At 41.7% G+C, this 19997-nt stretch carries 17 protein-coding genes; 8 read left to right on the forward strand and 9 right to left on the reverse strand.

Annotation, left to right across the window (positions count from 1 at the left end):
• Window positions 1-173: 173 nt before the first annotated feature.
• The 3 genes from tsf to AC5JL8_RS03540 all read right to left on the reverse strand — a co-directional run bounded on the left by tsf (window position 174) and on the right by AC5JL8_RS03540 (window position 3226).
• Window positions 174-1118, reverse strand: a complete 945-nt coding sequence (gene tsf / locus AC5JL8_RS03530; protein ID WP_495878388.1) for a translation elongation factor Ts — start codon at window positions 1116-1118, stop codon at window positions 174-176.
• Window positions 1119-1256: 138 nt separating this feature from the next.
• Window positions 1257-2048 carry a 30S ribosomal protein S2 gene (gene rpsB / locus AC5JL8_RS03535; protein ID WP_495878389.1) on the reverse strand — a complete coding sequence of 264 codons (792 nt, stop codon included), beginning with the start codon at window positions 2046-2048 and terminating at the stop codon, window positions 1257-1259.
• Between the two features lie 206 nt (window positions 2049-2254).
• The gene (locus tag AC5JL8_RS03540; protein WP_495878390.1) at window positions 2255-3226 is read right to left on the reverse strand and encodes a glycosyltransferase family 2 protein; all 972 of its coding nucleotides are present in this window, start codon (window positions 3224-3226) and stop codon (window positions 2255-2257) included.
• Between the two features lie 571 nt (window positions 3227-3797).
• Here AC5JL8_RS03540 and AC5JL8_RS03545 point away from each other — a divergent pair.
• Together AC5JL8_RS03545 and AC5JL8_RS03550 are read left to right on the forward strand one after the other, a co-directional pair.
• Complete coding sequence (locus AC5JL8_RS03545; RefSeq protein WP_495878391.1) at window positions 3798-6152, forward strand: PhoX family protein; 2355 nt, start codon at window positions 3798-3800, stop codon at window positions 6150-6152.
• 317 nt (window positions 6153-6469) lie between these two features.
• A complete protein-coding gene (locus AC5JL8_RS03550; protein WP_495878392.1) occupies window positions 6470-7672 on the forward strand; it encodes an argininosuccinate synthase in 1203 nt (400 codons plus the stop codon).
• Window positions 7673-7735: 63 nt separating this feature from the next.
• Here the strand turns inward: AC5JL8_RS03550 and AC5JL8_RS03555 are convergent, their stop codons facing one another.
• On the reverse strand, window positions 7736-8365 hold the full coding sequence (locus AC5JL8_RS03555; protein WP_495878393.1) for a DedA family protein: 630 nt from the start codon (window positions 8363-8365) through the stop codon (window positions 7736-7738).
• 460 nt (window positions 8366-8825) lie between these two features.
• On the opposite strand from AC5JL8_RS03555, the gene AC5JL8_RS03560 reads away from it, so the two are divergent.
• A complete protein-coding gene (locus AC5JL8_RS03560; RefSeq protein WP_495878394.1) occupies window positions 8826-9179 on the forward strand; it encodes an STAS domain-containing protein in 354 nt (117 codons plus the stop codon).
• 618 nt (window positions 9180-9797) lie between these two features.
• On the opposite strand, the gene AC5JL8_RS03565 is transcribed toward AC5JL8_RS03560, so the two are convergent.
• Window positions 9798-10367: an Npun_F5560 family protein gene (locus tag AC5JL8_RS03565; RefSeq protein WP_495878395.1), complete on the reverse strand. Its 570-nt coding sequence runs from the start codon at window positions 10365-10367 to the stop codon at window positions 9798-9800.
• A gap of 198 nt (window positions 10368-10565) precedes the next feature.
• Window positions 10566-10892, reverse strand: coding sequence for a 30S ribosomal protein S6 (rpsF, locus tag AC5JL8_RS03570; protein WP_495878396.1), 327 nt, complete (start codon window positions 10890-10892; stop codon window positions 10566-10568).
• A gap of 350 nt (window positions 10893-11242) precedes the next feature.
• On the opposite strand from rpsF, the gene AC5JL8_RS03575 reads away from it, so the two are divergent.
• Window positions 11243-12016 (forward strand): fumarylacetoacetate hydrolase family protein, encoded by a 774-nt coding sequence (locus AC5JL8_RS03575; protein WP_495878397.1) that lies wholly within the window; start codon window positions 11243-11245, stop codon window positions 12014-12016.
• Between the two features lie 3 nt (window positions 12017-12019).
• Here AC5JL8_RS03575 and AC5JL8_RS03580 read toward each other — a convergent pair whose 3' ends face one another.
• Window positions 12020-12499, reverse strand: a complete 480-nt coding sequence (locus AC5JL8_RS03580) for a Tic20 family protein (RefSeq protein WP_495878398.1) — start codon at window positions 12497-12499, stop codon at window positions 12020-12022.
• Between the two features lie 81 nt (window positions 12500-12580).
• Complete coding sequence (locus AC5JL8_RS03585) at window positions 12581-12778, reverse strand: hypothetical protein (protein ID WP_495878399.1); 198 nt, start codon at window positions 12776-12778, stop codon at window positions 12581-12583.
• Window positions 12779-13303: 525 nt separating this feature from the next.
• On the opposite strand from AC5JL8_RS03585, the gene glyA reads away from it, so the two are divergent.
• The 3 genes from glyA to AC5JL8_RS03600 all read left to right on the forward strand — a co-directional run bounded on the left by glyA (window position 13304) and on the right by AC5JL8_RS03600 (window position 17125).
• Window positions 13304-14587, forward strand: a complete 1284-nt coding sequence (glyA, locus tag AC5JL8_RS03590; protein ID WP_495878400.1) for a serine hydroxymethyltransferase — start codon at window positions 13304-13306, stop codon at window positions 14585-14587.
• A gap of 173 nt (window positions 14588-14760) precedes the next feature.
• Window positions 14761-15807 (forward strand): glycosyltransferase family 4 protein, encoded by a 1047-nt coding sequence (locus tag AC5JL8_RS03595; RefSeq protein WP_495878401.1) that lies wholly within the window; start codon window positions 14761-14763, stop codon window positions 15805-15807.
• A gap of 67 nt (window positions 15808-15874) precedes the next feature.
• A complete protein-coding gene (locus AC5JL8_RS03600) occupies window positions 15875-17125 on the forward strand; it encodes a competence/damage-inducible protein A (protein WP_495878402.1) in 1251 nt (416 codons plus the stop codon).
• Between the two features lie 81 nt (window positions 17126-17206).
• On the opposite strand, the gene AC5JL8_RS03605 is transcribed toward AC5JL8_RS03600, so the two are convergent.
• Window positions 17207-18712 (reverse strand): hypothetical protein, encoded by a 1506-nt coding sequence (locus tag AC5JL8_RS03605; protein WP_495878403.1) that lies wholly within the window; start codon window positions 18710-18712, stop codon window positions 17207-17209.
• Window positions 18713-18922: 210 nt separating this feature from the next.
• Between AC5JL8_RS03605 and AC5JL8_RS03610 the strand changes: the two genes are divergently transcribed.
• Window positions 18923-19717, forward strand: coding sequence for an LmeA family phospholipid-binding protein (locus AC5JL8_RS03610; protein WP_495878404.1), 795 nt, complete (start codon window positions 18923-18925; stop codon window positions 19715-19717).
• Window positions 19718-19997: the final 280 nt, after the last annotated feature.

Consider the following 19997-nt stretch of genomic DNA (forward strand, 5'->3'; position numbering starts at 1 on the left):
CCACAGGGTAGTAACTGGGTTTATACTCAGCACTCAGCACTTTGCTATACGTCTAGTATGCTTTGTACTAATAAAATACAGGTCAGCGTAGTTTGCTTGACCTGTCTTAGAAAAAGCCATTAGTCATTAGAACTCAAAACTAATGATCAATGACTAATGACTAAATAACTGAATTACTTGCCACCCATTTGTGCAGCAACTTCCTCAGCAAAATTACTTTCTTGCTTCTCAATGCCTTCGCCTAGTACAAAGCGGACAAAGCGATTGACTTTGATATCTTCGCCTACTTTAGCTTTGACTTGCTTCACCAGGTCTTCCACTGAAATACTCTGATCTCGAATGAAAGGCTGATCCAACAAAGTCAATTCTTTCAGGCGTTTTTCAATCCGTCCCTGAACAATCTTTTCTTTGATGTTCTGTGGCTTGTTCGCTAAATCATCCCGCCCCATTTCCACTTCTTTTTCTCTTTCGGCAACTTCGGTGGGGATTTCGTCTACACTTACATACTCGACATTCGGGCAAGCTGCTACTTGCATGGCGGTGTTCCGTGCCAAGGCTTGGAATTCTTCATTAGCAGATGCTGATTCAGTTTCGGAATTCAGCTCAACCAACACACCAACGCGACCACCAGTATGTATGTAGCTGTCTACTATACCTTGTGTGCCTTCTGGCAGTGCAAAATTGATGAAACGACGCAGTTGGATATTTTCACCAAGTTGAGCAATCAGTTGCTTGATGGATTCATCTACAGTGAGGCTTTCATTATCAATATAGGGTTGAGCCAATAAAGACTCAACACTATCAGCTGTTGCTGCTTGCTTTGCCAACTTCTTAACTAGAGCTTTAAAAGCATCGTTACGGGCAACAAAATCGGTTTGGCAGTTGACTTCTATAAGTACACCCACCCTAGATCCGGGTTGAATGTAGGTGTCCACTAAACCTTCTGCTGCAATGCGATCGCTTTTTTTACCCGCAGAAGTGATGCCTTTTTGTCGCAGCCAATCTATGGCTTTTTCGATGTCGCCATCAGTTTCTTTCAGCGCTTTTTTGCAGTCCATCATGCCAGCACCAGTTTTTTGGCGTAGCTCTTGGACGAGTTTTGCAGATATTTCCGCCATGTTGCCTCAATTCCTACTTGACCTTGAGTTGTAATCGCTTACGGGTGTTGAGTATTTCTATCTTACTCAGGACGATGAAAAGGATGAAGAGTAAAGGATAAAGTATCAAATTTCAGCCTTTACCCTTCATGCTTTAACCTATTCTTCTTCGTCGTCAGAAGCATATGAGCCAGTCAGCTCAGTTTCTTCATAGTCGTAATCGTCCTCAGCACCCTCGTAATCTTCATAATCTTCTTCCGTATCCAGCTGACCATGGCGACCTTCATAAATAGCGTCTGCCAATTTTCCGACAATCAGCTTAATTGACCTGATGGCGTCGTCATTTGCTGGGATGGGAATGTCTACTACATCCGGGTCACAGTTTGTATCCAACATCGATACAATCGGAATTGCCAGTTTTTGGCATTCTTGAACTGCGTTATACTCCCGCCGTTGATCGACAATTACTACCACATCGGGCACTTTCCGCATGGTTTTGATGCCGCCCAAATATTTCTGAAGCTTTGCCATTTCCCGGCGTAACATTGAGGCTTCTTTTTTCGGCAACAAGTCCAGCGCGCCGCTTTCTTCCCGGCGTTCCAAATCTTTGAGGCGATCTACCCTAGTTTTGATAGTTGTCCAGTTGGTCAGCATTCCACCCAACCAACGTTGGTTAATGTAATGGGAACCGCAACGACTGGCTTCTTGAGCAATGATTCCTGCTGCTTGCCGTTTAGTACCCACAAACAGGAATTTTTTCCCCTGCTCGGCTTGTGTACGCATATAGCTATAAGCATCTTCCATCAACTGAGCAGTTTGCACCAAGTCGATGATATGTACACCATTGCGGGAAGTATAAATGTAAGGAGACATCTTTGGGTTCCAACGCCGGGTTTGATGCCCAAAGTGAACCCCTGACTCCATCATCTGAGCCAATGAAACGACTGGCATATATTTTTAACTCCGATTCGGGTTAAACCTCCATCCAGGCGTATTTCCTAAATTGGAAACACCCGAATTCCCGGATGTGTGAGATTAGACAACCCTCCCAGCATATCATAAAAAATACGCTGTTCAACAGGCATAAGCAGATAGAAAAAAAGTTTGAGCGTAAGCTTTCTCTTCTAAAGGCGCATTTATAATTTTTACAAGTAGTCTTAATTTTGTTGATGCTTAAGTTCACCGTAAGCTGCATAAACTCCTTGTACGTTATACCAATTTAGAAAAATTCGGGCAATTTCTAAAGCTAACTGAGGCTTACCTGCATTAATAAGCCATTGCAAAAATGGTGCCATTGTTCGTTCATTAAGTGCGCCATTGAACGAAAGAATACCCCACAGTAAACGATGCAACCAAGTCATTTGAATCATCATTCGCACTTCCCAAGTAGGGTGCTTTTGATAAAATAAAACTCCCATGCGTCCGCGTTGAATTTCTTTGTCAATTAAGTTGCTAATTTGGTCTAATTTAAATGCTGGATGCCAATGATAACCAACTGCTGCTGGACACTTAATAAGTTGCAAACCCAGTTTTTTAAGTCTCACGCCTAGTTCTAAATCTTCCCAGCCATAGAGTTGAAAACTGGTGTCAAAAAGTCCAGCTTTGTCTAGCCAATGTTTAGGAATTGCTACATTACCTGTAGCAAAAAAAGCTGCGGAAAAATCTGTTACTTTATAGGGTTCAGCAGTTGGATGATCGAAATTACAAGTATTAATAACTGCGCCATAAGTAAAAAAGCGATCGCTCCCTAATTTCTTTTGTCCCTGTACTAGTGCATCAGCATGAGCTTGCAGAAAATTTGACAGCACTACTAAATCACTATCAATAAAAATTATTGTGTCACCCTGTGCCTGTTCTACACCTAAATTGCGGGCCGCAGCAGGCCCAGCGTGATCTTGCTCAAACCATCGCACATGAGGAAACTCGTCTTTGCGTTCCTTCAACCATGCCAATGTGCCATCGGTAGAACCATCATCGACTAAAACGATTTCGTAACCAGTAACAGGAGTTTTATGTGCCAACTCCTGTGCTTCTAAGGCTCGCAGGCACTTCTCTAAAATTGGCTGGCGATTGTAAGTCGGTATAACAACGCTGAAAAACACAGTCTCACCCACAACACTATTACACATCTCCAGGATAGGACAGATGTGACGCTGACACTGTTCCTGTCTTTAACTTTGACCACGAAAACCGCAAATCTAAAAATAACACCAAATTGGCTAGTCCCGCTAGGCAAAATAAAAAAAACCTTTTTAAGGCAAACCTTTCTATATTCAAAAAAGCCTTTTAGCTATGCCATAAATTATTAGAAAAATAGGCAGTGTATATCAAATAAATATAATTTCTAATTAATTTATATCTGAATTAATTAGTCGCATTTTTATTTAATAATCATTATTTAACTAATAAATATTGAAATTGAGCAGTCTAGGGTAGATACTGCCGTTTTATATGTGTGTAAAAAAAATCAATTTCTATTCGTTTATGTAAATGTTTATTATTGAACCTTGATCGATATTTAATGCCGTAATTAAGTTTATTTAAACAAAAGATAATCTTTTGTTAATTTTTGATTATTATTTTTAATAAAAATTATGCATCTATGCCAACGAAATGAATTAAACTTATTTGTTTTAAACACCTAGAAAATTTTATATATAGATTTTCTAACAATTATTTTTTTGTTACAAGGAAACTTTGATGTCAAAATTAAGCCGAAGACAAATTTTAATGTTTTTTGCTGGTAGTGTGACGGCTGCAAGCGCTGCTGTATTAGGAACTAAAAAATTTAGCAATGTTTCTAGCATTGCAGCAGCAAAAATCGCACCACTCAACTTTACACCAGTGCGTTTACCTCATCCTCTGCAAATTTATCGACAGTACAAAAATTATTTACCAACTAGAACAGGTCAAGGGCAAGTTTTGAATGCATCTGCGGGTGTAAATTTAACTAGTTACAACGTAATTGATGATGTCGTAGTACCGCCAGAATACGAACGTTATGTAATTGTTAGTTGGGGCGATCGCGTGTTTCCTAATCAGGATGAATATGTCGGCTACAACTGCGATTACACTGCTTTTATTGCCTTGAATAAGAATAAAGATGAAGGCTATTTGTGGGTAAATCACGAGTATGTAAGTTTTCCTATTTCTTCTTTAGTATCAGAAGATTCTGCTGATTTACAAAGCCTACCCACTGCCTTTGAACCAGTAATTGGATGGGCTTTACCCTCTACTAGAGATCGTCAAGCTGAAGGTGAATTTTTATATAATCTCGGCGGATCAATCATTCGTATTTCCCGCAATAAAACCAACAAGCGTTTTGGTGTTGTTAAAGATGCTAAAAATCGCCGCATTCATGGTCTTTCAGGTTTAGGAATAAATAGCCAAAGAACTGATGGCTATCAAAGTGTTACTTCTTGGGGAAATCTCAGTTACCAGAAAGGCGATCAAAACTATTTAATCGCTACAGGCCCAGCTGCAACCCAGGTTTTTAACCTCAGCAGTGATGGTTTAGATAATAAAATCATTGGTACTGCCTACAATTGTTCTGGCGGTACAACACCTTGGGGTACTGTTTTATCTGCTGAAGAAAACTTTCAAAATTCGGTTGGCGTTACAGAAGCAGTTAAGAGTGATGGTACTCAAGTTGGTTATACAAATGACAGCACTGGCAAAACTTTTGGTTTAGTTGGAGAAAAATACGGCTGGATTGTAGAAATTGACCCCGCAGTTCCGAATTTTCGTCCTCGCAAACACACTTGGCTGGGCCGTTATCATCATGAAAATGTTGCCATGCGAGTTGAAGCAGGGAAAAAGTTAGTCGCTTATATGGGTGATGACAGACGTGGGGGACACACTTGGAAATTTGTCAGCGCAGGTAAAGTTTCCTCGCCAACGAGTAAAAGTAATAGTCGATTGTGGGAAAAAGGTACTTTATATGTAGCTCGTTATAACCCAGATGGCACAGGTAAATGGATACCTTTACTATTAACTACTAGTACTAATCCAATTGCGCCAACCGTGCTTTCTTCAGTAGAATTTGCAGCTTTGGGAAAGGCTCAAAAAGAAGGTCTTTTACCTTTGCCAAAGCGTAATGGCGTTGCTGGACAAACTGAAGATGGTGGGATATTAAAATGCGATCGCACTAACGAAGCAACAGTACTACCTGCTTATCAAAATAAAAAATTATCTGACTTTTACACTACCCAAGGTGCTGTTCTTTGTGATGCCTTTTTAGCAGCAAATTTGGTTGGGGGAACTCCTACAGCACGTCCAGAAGATATAGAAGTGCATCCCCGCACTAAACAAGTTTTTATTGCCTATACCGATGGTGCGCCAGGAAGTGATGGTTATCCTGATTCACGAATTTTCCAAGTTGCCAAGTTAAGCAAAGCTGCTAACGCTACCCAGCAATCAGGGGGATTATACAAAATTATTGAAGATAGTGCTGATGGTACAGGTTTAACCTTCCGTTGGCAAAGATTAGCTCAAGGTGGGGAAGCAGGATCAGTGGCTGGTGCTGGTTTTGCAAATGTAGATAATTTAGTGTTCGACGATAGGGCAAATGTCTGGGGTGTGACAGATATGTCTACTGGCACTCACAACGGTTTCAAGACTGGTGCTGCTGGCAAGCAAACTACTATCAATCACACAGCTAGCGGTAACGTTTCCGATTTTACAGGAGTTTTTGGTAATAATTGGCTGTTTTTCATCCCTACCAGTGGTGCTAACGCCGGACAGGTAATACCATTTGCCTACGGGCCAGTACGCTGTGAAATGACTGGGCCGACTTTTGTGGGTGATACGCTGATTATTTCGGTACAGCATCCCGGTGAAGATTGTCCGATTAACGATGGTACAATCCTAAGCCGCAGTATAGAAATCTTGGATTTGAATGGTAATACATTCAATCAAACTCGCACTGTACCGCGTGGTAGTAGTTGGCCTAGCAATATTTCCCAGGCGGATGGTGGTCAAGGTCAACCTACAGGTGTTCCTCGTCCGTCTGTAATTGGCATTCGCCGCAAAAATTCTCTTGGTAAATTTGTTTAGAGGCTGAAACAAGGTAATCTTCTAGCAGCTACTACAAAAAAAGTGGCATCAACTACTCAGTATTAATCAAAGGTGATAATGGATCTTCTTGTAAATTGTTATTTGAAAAGCTAAATTAAACAGTTTTATCTATAAACGATCACTGTGTTGGCAAAATTTAACAAATACTCAATAAACGCTGATGATAATCATCAGAAAAATATTCTATATGGCTAGTTATATAAGGGTTCGATGCTACTTTAATCCTAAATAAAATATACGTGTATTAGTTAGATATAATAATGACTCATTGTTTGTTTTCCTATCTGGAGAAACTAATGGGTCGCGCCAAAAAGGTTGTCCTGGCATATTCTGGCGGAGTGGATACCTCAGTTTGCATCCCCTATCTTAAGCATGAGTGGGGTGTGGAAGAGGTGATTACGCTAGCAGCAGATTTAGGCCAAGGAGATGAATTAGAACCAGTTCGAGAAAAAGCTTTAAAATCGGGTGCAAGCGAATCTCTTGTAGCGGATGTCAAAGACAGCTTTGTCAAAGATTACGCTTTTGCGGCGATTCAAGCCAACGCCTTATATGAAAATCGTTATCCCTTAGGAACTGCTCTTGCCCGGCCATTAATTGCCAAGATATTAGTAGAAACAGCCGAAAAATATGGTGCTGATGCGATCGCTCATGGTTGTACTGGCAAAGGTAATGATCAAGTCCGCTTTGATATTTCTTGTGCAGCGCTAAATCCCAAACTCAAGATACTCGCACCAGCAAGGGAATGGGGGATGAGTCGTGAGGAAACCATCGCCTACGGTGAACGCTTCGGTATCCCAACACCAGTGAAAAAATCTTCTCCTTACAGCATTGATAAGAATTTACTCGGTCGTAGCATCGAAGCTGGGGTGTTAGAAGATCCAGCAGTGGAACCACTAGAAGAAATTTATGAGATGACCAAGGCGATCGCAGATACTCCTGATCAGCCAGAGTACATTGAAATTGGTTTCCACAAAGGTATTCCTACAACCCTCAATGGTACAGCAAAAAACCCAGTTGAACTGATTGAACAACTTAATCAGGTCGCAGGAAATCACGGTATCGGGCGGATTGATATGATAGAAAACCGCTTGGTAGGTATTAAATCGCGGGAAATCTACGAATCACCTGCAATGATAGTGCTAATTCAGGCACACCGGGATTTAGAAAGCTTAACTTTAACAGCAGATGTCAGCCACTACAAACGTGGCATTGAAGAGACTTACACTCAATTAGTCTACAACGGTCTCTGGTACAGCCCACTGAAAGCGGCACTGGATGCCTTTATTCAAAATACACAAGAGCGAGTGTCTGGCGTTGTGCGGGTGAAACTTTTCAAAGGTAATGCCAGTTTAGTTGGGCGTTGGAGTGACAATTCTCTTTATAGCCCTGACTTGGCAACTTACGGCGCGGAAGACCAATTTGATCACAAGGCGGCTGAAGGCTTTATCTACGTTTGGGGCCTACCAACTCGCATTTGGGCACAGCAAACTAGAAAATAGTTAGTTTCAGATTTTTAGATTTTGGATCGGACATTAATCCAAAATCTAAAAATCTAAATTGCCTTACTCTCCTGTTGCACGCTTCACTTGGCGGGACTCCAACCACAAAGGCACAGCAATTAAGGCAACCAAGATTAATAAGGCCGCGATCGCAAAATGGCTAACCCAAGAAACTAATTGTTCTAGGGAGATAACTCTTCCAGCGAAGAAAGCTAATGTCACCATTACACTAGCCCAAGCACTTGCCCCTGCCAAGTTATATACAAAGAACTTTCCGAATGGCATCTCGGCTATACCAGCTAGTGGCGCAGCAAAAATTCGTAGCAACGCGAAAAAGCGGCCAAAAAATACAGCTTTAGTAGCATTTTGACTAAATTGTTCTTTAATATTCAGCAGTCGCTCTTCAGAAATTCGGAATAATTTGCCAATTTGCAGCAAAAAACTCCAACCTCCAAGTTTACCAATCCAATAACCACAAGTGCCACCAAGCACTGCACCTGCAACGGCGTCAGCGAGTACTAGCCAGTAATTAAGTTCATGACTACCGGCTAAAAACCCACCTACTAAGGTCACAGTTTCCCCTGGAAGAGGAATGCCCAAATTTTCTAGCAAAATTCCCAAAAAAATTGCCCAATAACCATAATGGTGGGCGAATTCCTGGATGTTTTCTAGTGAAAGGAACTCAAAAGACATCCCGCACCGCCGTCTTTACAAATTTTTACTTGTACTATAATTTTTGCTCCTTTATGGGTGGGGTGTCAATCAAGCCACTCAACGGAGACCATAGCTTTTAGTCTATACTAACGATTAAATATTAATTATTGACTATTTTTTATTTATCAGTTATTACCACAACAGTAGGTATACTGAACTTTAGTATAGATTATTTATAAACTATTTATCAAAGTTCTCAAAAATATAAAAATCTTGTAAAAAGTACATAAGCTACTGAAATTCTTGGGTGCTTATGCCTATATTAGGGGAAGTTAAGAAAAATTATACGGCATGAATACTGAAAAAACTTGCCTCAACTTCACAGCTGTAAAACTCCCAATGTCGGAGTAAAACAGAAATTGGCTGTTGTAAAGCGCACCAGTATTGGTGTCAATTTTTTGTTTTTTGTTATAGTGTTTCAATTCATACAGTTAAATCCATGACTCTGAAACAAAAAGTTCAACAAGTTTTGTTCAAACCCCAAGGAAGTATCGACTTGCAGGGTGGCATAGCTTTAAGTGATGAGATGGCTAAAGTAGTGCCTCAGCCGCATCAACTTTGGGTTATTGATTTGGCAGATGTAGATTTTATGGATAGTTCTGGGTTGGTTTCACTGGTAAAAGGACTCAAAGCAGCGCGCCAGAGTGGTTGCCGCTTGGTTCTTTGCAACGTGCAAGCCCCTGTCAGACTGGTTTTGGAACTCACTCAACTCGATTCAGTATTTGAAATTTTTCCTACCTATGAAGACATCCTTGCGATCGCTAACGATAACAGACTGCTAGTAGCAGTTTAAATTTTAGTTTCACCAACAAAGCTATGGTGAGATCAAGCAGTATTAGCAATTTTTAATAATTTCCCCGGTAGGATACCCTCACCATCGTCAACGATAATACAGTAGTGCCAGCAGACTCAGCTTTATATCCCCAAAAAAAAGTTTGGTGAGGTAAAAAAAACAACGGTTTTGTAGCTGGTCGGTCACTTAATAGTTAAATCAACCTAACTATTGAACACCAAGACTAGCTAAATTAAGTGTTTTGGGAAATGGCAAAGTCGATCTCAGTAAATTTCACGTGGCAGCCAAAAAAGTCTATTACCGATGGCTGGCCGCTGATAATCTTATTGCTAAGTGCTGATCTCATCCCAGAATGTTTTGGTAGGCTGATATATCAGCTACTCACTAGTGAAATGAAAGTACCCAAGATTTTAATATTGATAAAGTTAACTAGGAAAAATCATCGTGATAACTGCTGTTGAGCTTGGGGATAAAATCTCATGACTTAGCTGCATTAATCCTACGGAATTAAAGACAATAATATATTTTCCAACTAGTTATTCTATCATCCGAGACCACAAAATAATAGTCGGAGAGTTAGTAATTACTTGCCGACTAGCTGCCATTACACTGGCAATTTTATGTATTTGGTACAGCAGAAATATTATTTTGTTCAGATGCTGGGCGAGGAAAATTTGGTAAATCAATGCCACTGTGACTGGCATTACGAGTTTTGAGTGCTAAACGGTAACTGACACTTTGCAATTCTGCCTGTAGTTGTCGGTTTTCTCGTTGCAGCATTGCTACTTTTTCTCTGACTGGAGTCATGCGCTCCTCGAACTTACGACGGTAAATTTGAGGTAACTCCTGTACTACTTGCTCCAACATTCGGCTGCGGTCGGCTAATTCTTGCACAGACTGCCGCAATTGATAAATCTCGGTGTCACGAGTCGTAATTTGTTCTTGATAAAACGTTACTTGCTGCTCAACAGCTTGTAGTTGCTCTCGCAAAGCTTGCAATTGAATCAGATCTTGCTCAGACTCTGATCGCTGGGGCATAAAATTAGTATTGCCCTTCACCAGTCGGAAAAGTTCTTGAGATAGCTGTTGCACTAATTGATCGCGAAGTTGCAACTCTTGACGCAGCTGCGATACTTCCGTAGAGAGAGCTTGGATGTTGGATGTATTGGATATATCAGATTGGCTCACAGTGGTTTACAGCTCCCATTCTGAATCGCGTCCACTTTATTTATATGTATAACTTTGCTCATAGTACTTTGAGTAAGTATTTGTTAATTTAGCATTCCCTACTAAATCAGCAATAAAAAAGGCATATTTTTTTTGAGTTTTAATTTAACTTAGTCAATTACGTAAGCGCTGAGTCGCAACTCAGCACTTATCACTTTCTTAGGCGGTTACAGCTACTGGTTCAGCTGTTTCCTCGTGGACTTCCTGTTTAATAGTCAGATAGCGAATCACTTCTTCGCTCAAACGCATGGCTCTTTCCAAAGGAGCAATGACAGTTCCAGGCCCAGTATAGTTGAACTGGATGTAGATGCCATCCCGTTGCTTTTTAATTTCATAAGCCAGACGACGCTTACCGCGATTTTGAATTTCGATATTTTCTGCGCCTTGTTCCCTGAGCAAGTTCTGATATTTCGTGATTGCTTGTTCTATCTGTTCGTCCCCTAGATCAGGACGCAGGATGTACATTGTTTCGTAAACTATCGACATGGTTTTTAGTCTCCTTTTGGACAATTTGGCTGCTGATGTTAATTTATACAGGTATAAACATAGTAGTACCAGCACCAATCAACATCTGAAGCAACAAGGAACTATAATCTTACCAGTTTTCAATTTGAATCTTTAGCCAATTCCGCCAAAATTCGGATCTCTAACAAGAAGCTAACCTCCAGATCTAGGGAGGAAGTTGACCGACTCTGTGGTATTTCGCAGACGCGTCTACGGACTTCTGAAGTTCAGCAGACCGAGCGCTAATTTGGTGGAAAGTTGCTTGGGGGCTAGAGAAGAAGTTGACCTTTGGACTTATTGTCATTGCATCCAAAAGGATATTAATCAAGGTTATGGCGCAGCGCTATGTGCGAGTTCAAAATCAAGAAGGACAGATTTATTATGGGTTACTACAATTATCCCTGAACGTCCAAGTGCTAGATGCTCCACCCTGGTTACAAGGGCAACCTACCGATTTAACATTGGAACCAGATAATTACCAAATTCTGGCTCCTTGTGCTCCCTCAAAAATTGTGGCAGTGGGCAAAAATTATGCAGAACATGCAGCGGAAATGGGAACTCCAGTGCCTAGTGAACCACTAATTTTTCTAAAGCCACCTACATCAATTATCGCTTCTGAAACAGAAATTAAGTATCCTCATCTATCGCAGCGGGTAGACTACGAAGGAGAATTGGCGTTAATAATTGGCGATCGCACCGTTGACTGTACACCAGAGGAAGCCCAAACCAAAATTTGGGGTTATACCATCGCTAACGATGTGACCGCACGGGATTTACAAAAAAAGGATAGTCAATGGACGCGAGCGAAAGGTTTTGATACATTCTGTCCTTTGGGCCCTTGGATTGTTAGAGAATTAAATCCAGGAGCCAGATTACAGACTTTTTTGAATGACGATGCTAATCCAGTTCAATCTAGTTGTATTGATCAGATGGTATTTTCTCCTGATTTTTTGGTGTCCTATATTAGTAAAGTGATGACCCTACTACCAGGAGATGTAATTTTAACAGGCACACCGGAGGGTGTAGGCCCTTTGAACCTAGGCGATCGCATCCGTGTAGAAATTGAAGGTATTGGCCGCCTAGAAAACTCAGTGATACCTCGGTAACTACTACCGTACTTGCATATAAACAGCGTCAGAAATTGCTGGAATTTCTGCGTAACGTCCCATCAAAGACTGAGCAACTGAATAGGCAATTGCTGCCACTATGCCTATAAAGATGGTACTTGCTACTGTTTGAACTGCAAAATCTAAACCAGGAAGTGCCACAATTCGCAAAATTATGCTACCTAGAAATACAATGATGTCTAAAAGAATTGCCTGCATGGTATTGAACCGTATGAAATGACTGATTTTTTCATTTCTTACTATCAAAAAAAACAAGGCAAAGAAAACAATCAATTGACCAAATTGTCCTAAGCTCCCGTAAATGAGGATGAAAGGCTGAAGGGGTAAAAGCAACACTTGCAGCGCCGGAAATTGTCTCAACAAGGACACATAACCGAATACAAGTCCATCAATCAGAGGTAGTAAATAAGGTAAGCAAGCAAAAATCCGGTCGGAAACCGTTGTAGACCCGCGCCAAGACATCGTGCATTCTCCTGTGGCTAAATTTCAACAGTTACTTGAGCCTAGGATAACGCAGTTACTAGGTCTTACTCGCAGATCCAATTATTCTATATTGGCGATGCGGAAACCCATCATACACTCATACTGCTCTGCCTGCTTTTCTGTGAGTTTGCGTACTTGTTGACCGCAACGCAGTTGACCTTGACTCCAACGAGGTTGGCCACTCTTATCAGCTAATAAACAAGATTGGCAAACTTGCCCAGGGGCAAGGATTTGATCGTCCATTAAAATGATTAGCATCCCATCCCTCCTGTAAATCCTCAGTATTACCCACATTTAACTTTGGAAGGATCAGCTTTTTAGACGCCCAAGCAGCAGAACTACCAGATGCTCCAGCTTTGCTCAGTTGAGAATTTGGAAAAGTGGATTGTGGTTTGGGATGACAAAGGACGCCTAAAAGTAACCTCTCACGCTCTCTTTGGCAAAAATATGGGTAACAACAACTTAAAAAATATTGCCAAGTAGACTTTAAATTTATTGTATGTTGTGTATATTAGAGAGTAGTTTTTTTAGTAAAAAGTAATACATATACAAGTTCGCGGCATTCAAATTCAAAATTTAAATTCAAAAACCTTTTATTCTGAGCTTTTGTGCAGTATGTGACTTGCGTCTAATAATAGATAAGTCGGCACAAATAAACATCAATCGTCAAAAGCCATTGAACTATTGACTTTGAAATATGTACTCTTGACTGTGGACTGTGACTTAGGTGTGACACCCAAGCAAAATTAACTGTTGTACCAATCTTTGATAAGGATAACGGAAGTGACTAGAACTAACTCAGACTTTCTTGCTTCATCTGATCCTGCGATCGCAGAGGTAATTAATCAAGAACTACAGCGTCAACGCGATCACTTAGAGTTGATTGCTAGTGAAAACTTTACCTCCGCTGCTGTACTAGCGGCTCAAGGTTCAGTACTAACAAATAAATACGCCGAAGGGCTACCTGGTAAACGCTACTATGGCGGTTGTGAGTTTATCGATAAAGTTGAGCAGTTAGCGATTAATCGTGCTAAACAACTGTTTGGTGCTGCTCATGCAAACGTACAACCCCATTCTGGCGCTCAAGCGAATTTTGCAGTGTTTTTGGCACTGTTGGAACCAGGAGATAAAATTATGGGGATGGATTTGTCTCATGGCGGACATCTAACCCACGGTTCGCCAGTGAATGTCTCTGGTAAGTGGTTTAAAGTTAGTCACTACGGCGTTAGCCAGCAAACAGAACAACTCGACTATGACCAAATTCGGGATTTGGCTCTGAAAGAGCGTCCCAAGCTACTAATTTGTGGCTATTCAGCTTATCCTCGGATAATTGACTTTGAAAAGTTTCGCAGTATCGCTGATGAAATCGGTGCTTACTTGCTGGCAGATATTGCCCATATTGCTGGTTTAGTTGCTAGTGGTCTTCATCCCGACCCAATTCCTTATTGTGATGTCGTGACAACTACTACCCATAAAACTCTACGTGGGCCACGGGGTGGTTTAATTTTGACCCGCGACGCGGAACTTGGTAAAAAGCTAGATAAATCAGTTTTTCCTGGGAATCAAGGCGGGCCTTTAGAACACGTGATTGCTGCTAAAGCAGTAGCTTTCGGAGAAGCTCTCAAGCCCGATTTTCAAGCTTATTCTGCCCAAGTTATTGATAATGCTCGTGCTTTGGCAAATCAACTCCAAAACCGGGGTTTGAAGCTGGTATCAGATGGCACGGATAACCATTTAATGCTAGTAGATCTACGTTCTATTGGCATGACAGGTAAGCAAGCAGATCAGTTAGTGAGTGGTGTAAATATTACAGCTAACAAAAATACAGTTCCCTTTGATTCTCAATCGCCATTTGTAACTAGTGGTCTGAGGTTAGGTTCTCCGGCAATGACAACCAGGGGACTAACAGAGGCAGAATTTACCGAGATAGGTAACATTATTGCCGATCGCCTGCTATCTCCAGATTCCAAAGAAGTTGCCGCTGATTGTCGGCGACGGGTAGCAGCATTGTGCGATCGCTTCCCTCTATACTCTCATCTAGAGATTCCCGTACCAGCCCTAGCATAGGAAATTTGAGTATCGGAGATAGGGGATTGCTCAAGGGTCATTGGTCATTAGTATCTAGTCCCCAGTCCCTAATCCCCAGTTCCTATGCTGATCAATGGCTGAAATGTAGTAAATAGTAGGTAGAAAAACCCACGGCAAATTTTTGTTTTACAAAATAATTATTGAAGATACAGATGCCTCCTCAGATTTATCATCTGATTTCCTTCCTTGTCGCTGCCGTAGTTGTTCTCTGGACTACGCCTGATGTCAGAAACATTGGTATAAAAAGTGGACGTGTAGATCAACCTGGCGGGCGAAAAGTCCATCAACGCCCGATGGTACGCCTGGGGGGAGTTTCTATCTTCGCAGGGACTGTAACTTCTCTACTAATTGTCTGGTGGTTGGGTGGGTTTGGAACTCTACCGCCGGAAAAAGAATGGCAAATTTGGGGAGTCACTTTAGGCGGTCTTGGCTTTTTTCTGATTGGTTTAGCAGATGATCTGCTCAATCTGTCTCCCTTAAAACGCCTGCTGATGCAAATTATTGTGGCAGCAGGTGCCTGGAAAGCAGGCGTAAGTATAGACTTTATTACTATTCCCACAATTGGGATTGTCAATCTTGACTGGCTAAGTTTACCCATTACAGTCATTTGGCTGGTAGGGATGGTCAATGCTATCAACTGGATTGACGGTTTAGACGGATTAGCTGCTGGGGTATCTGGAATAGCAGCCGTAGTTATGCTAGTTGTGTCGCTGTTCATGCACCAACCAGCAGCAGCCCTGATTGCCGCAGCCCTAGCTGGTGCAGCACTGGGATTTCTCCGCTATAATTTCAACCCTGCCCAAATTTTTATGGGAGATGGCGGAGCTTATTTTATGGGATTTACCTTAGCAGCGGTGGGTGTAATCGGCCTAGTAAAAATCCCTGCTTTCACCGCTGTTTTACTGCCTTACCTGATTCTTGCTGTGCCAATTGTAGATATGTCGGCAGTGATTTTAGCGCGGTTGCGCCGTGGGAAGTCACCTTTTACTGCGGATAAAAGCCATCTGCACCATCGACTACTCAAGGCTGGTTTATCCCATCGATTGGCAGTTTTGTTTATTTATTCTTTAACTCTGTGGGCTGGAAGTTTAGCATTGGCTGTTGCTGGCATACCTAGTGGTATTATTTATGCCTGCGCTGCAACTTCATTGCTAAGTTACGCTAGCTGGAGAGTTTGGAAACTCTCTCGACAATCTTAAAGATTTCGGATTTTGGATTTTGGATTCAATCTAAAATCTAAAATCTAAATCTAAAATCTAAAATTCGATGAGTGCAGAAATTATTTGTGTTGGTACGGAAATGCTGTTGGGAGATATCCTCAACAGCAATGCCCAATTTATAGCCCAACAATTGGCGCAACTAGGTATTCCTCATTACTATCAAACCGTAGTTGGAGACAATCCAGAACGACTCAAGCGAGTTATAGAAATTGCTATTTCACGGGCGCAAATTCTCATTTTCACTGGTGGTCTTGGCCCCACACCTGATGACCTCACCTGCGAAACCATCGCTGATTTTTTTGGTGTTCCCTTGGTAGAACGTGCCGAGATCATTGAGGATATGGCTGAGAAATTTGCCCAACGCGGTCGAGTGATGACTGCTAGCAACCGCAAGCAAGCCTTAATTCCTCAAGGGGCAGAAATTTTACCTAACCCCACAGGAACAGCACCTGGTATCATTTGGCAACCCCGTCCAGACGTAACGATTTTCACTTTTCCTGGTGTGCCATCAGAAATGTACCGAATGTGGGAAGAAACAGCAGTACCTTATCTCAAAACCCAAGGCTGGGGCAAAGAAATTATTTACAGCCGGAGTTTAAAGTTTTGGGGAATTGGTGAATCTGCTTTGGCAGAAAAAGTTACTCCCTATTTTAATTTGCCCAATCCTACAGTTGCGCCTTATGCAGGCAAAGGGGAAGTCAGGCTACGAGTTTCCGCTAAAGCCACTTCCGAAGCAGCAGCCCAAGATTTAATTTCACCGATTGAGAAACAAATTAAAGAAATTGCTGGATTAGATTATTACGGCGTCAACGATGATACCTTAGCTTCCGTAGTTGGCCAATTATTACGAGCATCAGGTGAAACTCTATCTGTAGCAGAATCTTGTACTGGTGGTGGACTAGGGCAAATGTTGACCGAGATTTCTGGTAGTTCTGATTACTTTTGGGGTGGGGTAATTTCTTATGACAACTCCGTAAAAGTAGGGCTATTAGGAGTTAATCCAGAAGATTTAGCTAAATTTGGGGCAGTAAGTGGTATTGTTGCAGAGCAAATGGCAGTTGGAGTCAAAACTCGCCTCTCGACAACTTGGGGGATCAGCGTCACTGGTATTGCAGGCCCAACAGGAGGAACGGAAAGTAAGCCGGTGGGTTTGGTTTACATCGGTTTAGCGGGGCCAAATGGTGAAGTAAGCAATTTTGAACATCGGTTTGGTGCAACACGGAATCGGTCTTTTATTCGCCATGTAAGTGCCTGTAGTGCTTTGGATGTACTACGTAGGAGGCTGTTGACGAGGTAGAGGTGAGGCGTGAGGCGTTTTGTGGACTGGGTGCGATATATGAAGATAAGCTGCCCCCAGCCTACATAATTAAGTATTAAGTTATTTAACTGCCACTAAATTACGGTTTAACTTTTTTTTGATAGTTTCTATAACTTGAGCTTCTGCTGGCGTGATTACCCCATCTAAATGAGCAATCTTACGGCATTGAATCATTAAGGGTACAGCAAAATCGCTATTAATTTGCTCAAGTAGCTTTTCTAAAGACTGTGGTGATTTAATATTACAAGCGATCGCATCGATTGACGAAGGACTAAGGTTGGCAGCTTGTAATTCTGGCAAAATTTTTTCCCAAGATTTATTTGGATTACCTGCTAACACAACGTGAACCAAAATCTGATCCATAATCTTTTCTTGGGAAATAGCAGCTTCGAGATATTTTTCGCTCTCTAACTGAGCATCTACTAATGTTGCCTCTAACGTTAATGGATTTTGCTTTGCTTCATAAAATTGACAAGCAGCATAACCTAATGCATAAATCATTACTGCATTTGAACTAGCACCAATGACGGCCCCTGCCACTGGCATATTTCGCAGCAAACCCAAACCTGCTTTGACTGCTGTTTTTCCACCTACGCCTAACCCAAAAATTGCCACAGCTTCTGCTTTACGCTCTGAACTTTTTAAATTCATTCCATAAGCGGCAGCAATTTGATAAACTAACTCCACCGATAATGCAGATGTAGCAGCCCAATCAACTACAAACATTGCGGCTGCTTGCCCTGGGGCAAGGCTACTAACAAGCCCGCTTCCTCCGGCTAAAACAGCTTTTTCCAACATGAGATGATGGGCAATCTCAGCGGGTTTTGCGTTTGGATACTCCTGCTGTAACTTTCTCACAGCCACCTCAGCCTTAACAACATCAACTTGTTGAATCAAGGGATTCAACCAGTCTTGATTTAAAGATTTGATTGCTAATTGTAAGGGGGGATTATTACCAACAATTGTTAGTACTTGCCCTGCGGTTTGTGTTGCTTGTAAAGCCGCGCCACCAATTCCCATAGCAACTTCTGCGACAGCTTGTCCAGTTTGGACAGTACCACTAACAGCCGCACCACCAATTTCCATAGCAGTTCCTGCAACAGCTTGCCCAACTTGAACAGTTGCACTACCGACTGCACCTGCTGTTCCCGCTACTGCTCCAAACAACGACTCGAAAAAATATGGTTGTTGTATAGATAATTGACTATCTGCGCTTGTGTTGGCAATAGTAGTGGTGGATTCAACTTGAGACGTTGACAAAGGTGAATTTGGCTGTGCTGCTAGCTCAAACTCTTGCTGCCAATCTGGAAAATCTTCACCCGTCTCTCGCCCATATATTTTAACTTTTTTGGTACATTCAATACCTAAATCAATCAAGCCATCACGAATTATTGGGACTAACGATTGTTCTGGAACTTCGGCTGATTCCAGCGCTATCTGTAAGCAATCTTGTTTGAGGCTAACTTTTGGCGTAATACTGGGTGAGTTTAACCACTGGCTCATCAAAGTATGAATCGCATTTACATCGCCTTGTTTAGCGAGTTCCAAAATATTTATCTGTGTCATAAGAAATACTGAAAGATTTACCTAATAATCTATTTCCAGTCTTCTCATATGTAGAGGTAAAGTGATATATGAGACACTAAGTCTCGCTATAAATCGCTATTATTAGCTAATCCACTTCAACCTATCAACACAATTAATCACGGGATCGCTTGCTGTATTGTTCACATTTTGTTACAAAAGTACAAAGAACTTCTAGAGACCCAAAACCTAATGTTCGGCGGACTTACTGGTTTAACAAATCCTAAAGGCACAGATTGGGGAGAGCGAATGCTCAATACAGTCGCTAGCCAAACGATTCGCCACATGTTTACGCAAAGCGAGTCAGTAGAAGTCTTTGTGCGCTGCTACCCCTCCAGCAAACTTTTGCAAGGCAGCGTTGATAGCTTCAAAATGAGTGGCCGTGGCTTAGTCATCCGTAAAGATTTTGCTGTAGAGGAAATGTCATTTGAAACGGACGCCGTTGCCATTGACTTCAGCTCGGTCTTAAGTGGCAAATTGACTCTCAAGCAACCTACCCAAGCGATCGCCCAAGTAATTCTATCAGAAGCAGGCATTAACAAAGCTTTTAATGCCGAATTGGTAAGAAAGCGTTTGGTTAACCTGTCTGTGCCTAGCTTAACAGCTTTGTCTGGCGGTAAACCAGTCTCCTTTACGGAGGTTCAGGTAGAAATATTGGCGGGAAATCGCCTGCGGCTTCTGGCAAAAGCAGATTTAGACAATGGTGAACTCGTACCGCTGAGTATGATCTTAACCATAGCTGTTGAAAGGCGGCGACGTGTTTCCTTCCAAAACCCGCAAATTGAACTCGACTCTGTACCAGAAGCGCAACGCGAAATCTCACAAGCTTTGAGCCTAGCACTGGTGGAAATTTTGGATAATATGGTCGATTTGGATCGCTTTGATTTGGATGGGGTAAAAATGCGGCTGAATCGTTTAGAAACTGAGGGCAAAAAGTTAATTTTTAGTGGATATGCTGAGATTGAGCGTATACCAAATAACGGTTAATCCGAAAAAATTACGCAAAATAATCCTAAATTCACTTTCTTACCCCTTTTTAAGCCTAGCGATTAGAAATCGCACCTACATGAACAACTTCAAAAGGGGGTTTACCAATCCTGGCTGGTTATAATACTAATTCTCTCATTTAAAGCTATAAATTATTCTTCTCTGCTTCCTTGCTACCCATGTGTAGTGACATTCAAGCGAAGCTGTTAAGGTTTTAGTATTTACCCTATAGAACCCATTTGGGATCTTTGATAACGAGCTAAGATTAGAAATAAATGCC

The sequence above is a fragment of the Mojavia sp. genome (genome assembly GCF_059505145.1).

Bases quoted from the DNA above. Each gene is read 5' to 3' on its own strand.
- tsf (WP_495878388.1), bottom strand. From the start codon at position 1,118: ATGGCGGAAATATCTGCAAAACTCGTCCAAGAGCTACGCCAAAAAACT.
- AC5JL8_RS03595 (WP_495878401.1), top strand. From the start codon at position 14,761: ATGCCTCCTCAGATTTATCATCTGATTTCCTTCCTTGTCGCTGCCGTA.
- AC5JL8_RS03540 (WP_495878390.1), bottom strand. From the start codon at position 3,226: ATGTGTAATAGTGTTGTGGGTGAGACTGTGTTTTTCAGCGTTGTTATA.
- AC5JL8_RS03560 (WP_495878394.1), top strand. From the start codon at position 8,826: ATGACTCTGAAACAAAAAGTTCAACAAGTTTTGTTCAAACCCCAAGGA.
- AC5JL8_RS03610 (WP_495878404.1), top strand. From the start codon at position 18,923: ATGTTCGGCGGACTTACTGGTTTAACAAATCCTAAAGGCACAGATTGG.
- AC5JL8_RS03550 (WP_495878392.1), top strand. From the start codon at position 6,470: ATGGGTCGCGCCAAAAAGGTTGTCCTGGCATATTCTGGCGGAGTGGAT.
- rpsF (WP_495878396.1), bottom strand. From the start codon at position 10,892: ATGTCGATAGTTTACGAAACAATGTACATCCTGCGTCCTGATCTAGGG.
- AC5JL8_RS03545 (WP_495878391.1), top strand. From the start codon at position 3,798: ATGTCAAAATTAAGCCGAAGACAAATTTTAATGTTTTTTGCTGGTAGT.
- AC5JL8_RS03605 (WP_495878403.1), bottom strand. From the start codon at position 18,712: ATGACACAGATAAATATTTTGGAACTCGCTAAACAAGGCGATGTAAAT.
- AC5JL8_RS03585 (WP_495878399.1), bottom strand. From the start codon at position 12,778: ATGCTAATCATTTTAATGGACGATCAAATCCTTGCCCCTGGGCAAGTT.
- AC5JL8_RS03555 (WP_495878393.1), bottom strand. From the start codon at position 8,365: ATGTCTTTTGAGTTCCTTTCACTAGAAAACATCCAGGAATTCGCCCAC.
- rpsB (WP_495878389.1), bottom strand. From the start codon at position 2,048: ATGCCAGTCGTTTCATTGGCTCAGATGATGGAGTCAGGGGTTCACTTT.
- AC5JL8_RS03580 (WP_495878398.1), bottom strand. From the start codon at position 12,499: ATGTCTTGGCGCGGGTCTACAACGGTTTCCGACCGGATTTTTGCTTGC.
- AC5JL8_RS03575 (WP_495878397.1), top strand. From the start codon at position 11,243: ATGGCGCAGCGCTATGTGCGAGTTCAAAATCAAGAAGGACAGATTTAT.
- AC5JL8_RS03600 (WP_495878402.1), top strand. From the start codon at position 15,875: ATGAGTGCAGAAATTATTTGTGTTGGTACGGAAATGCTGTTGGGAGAT.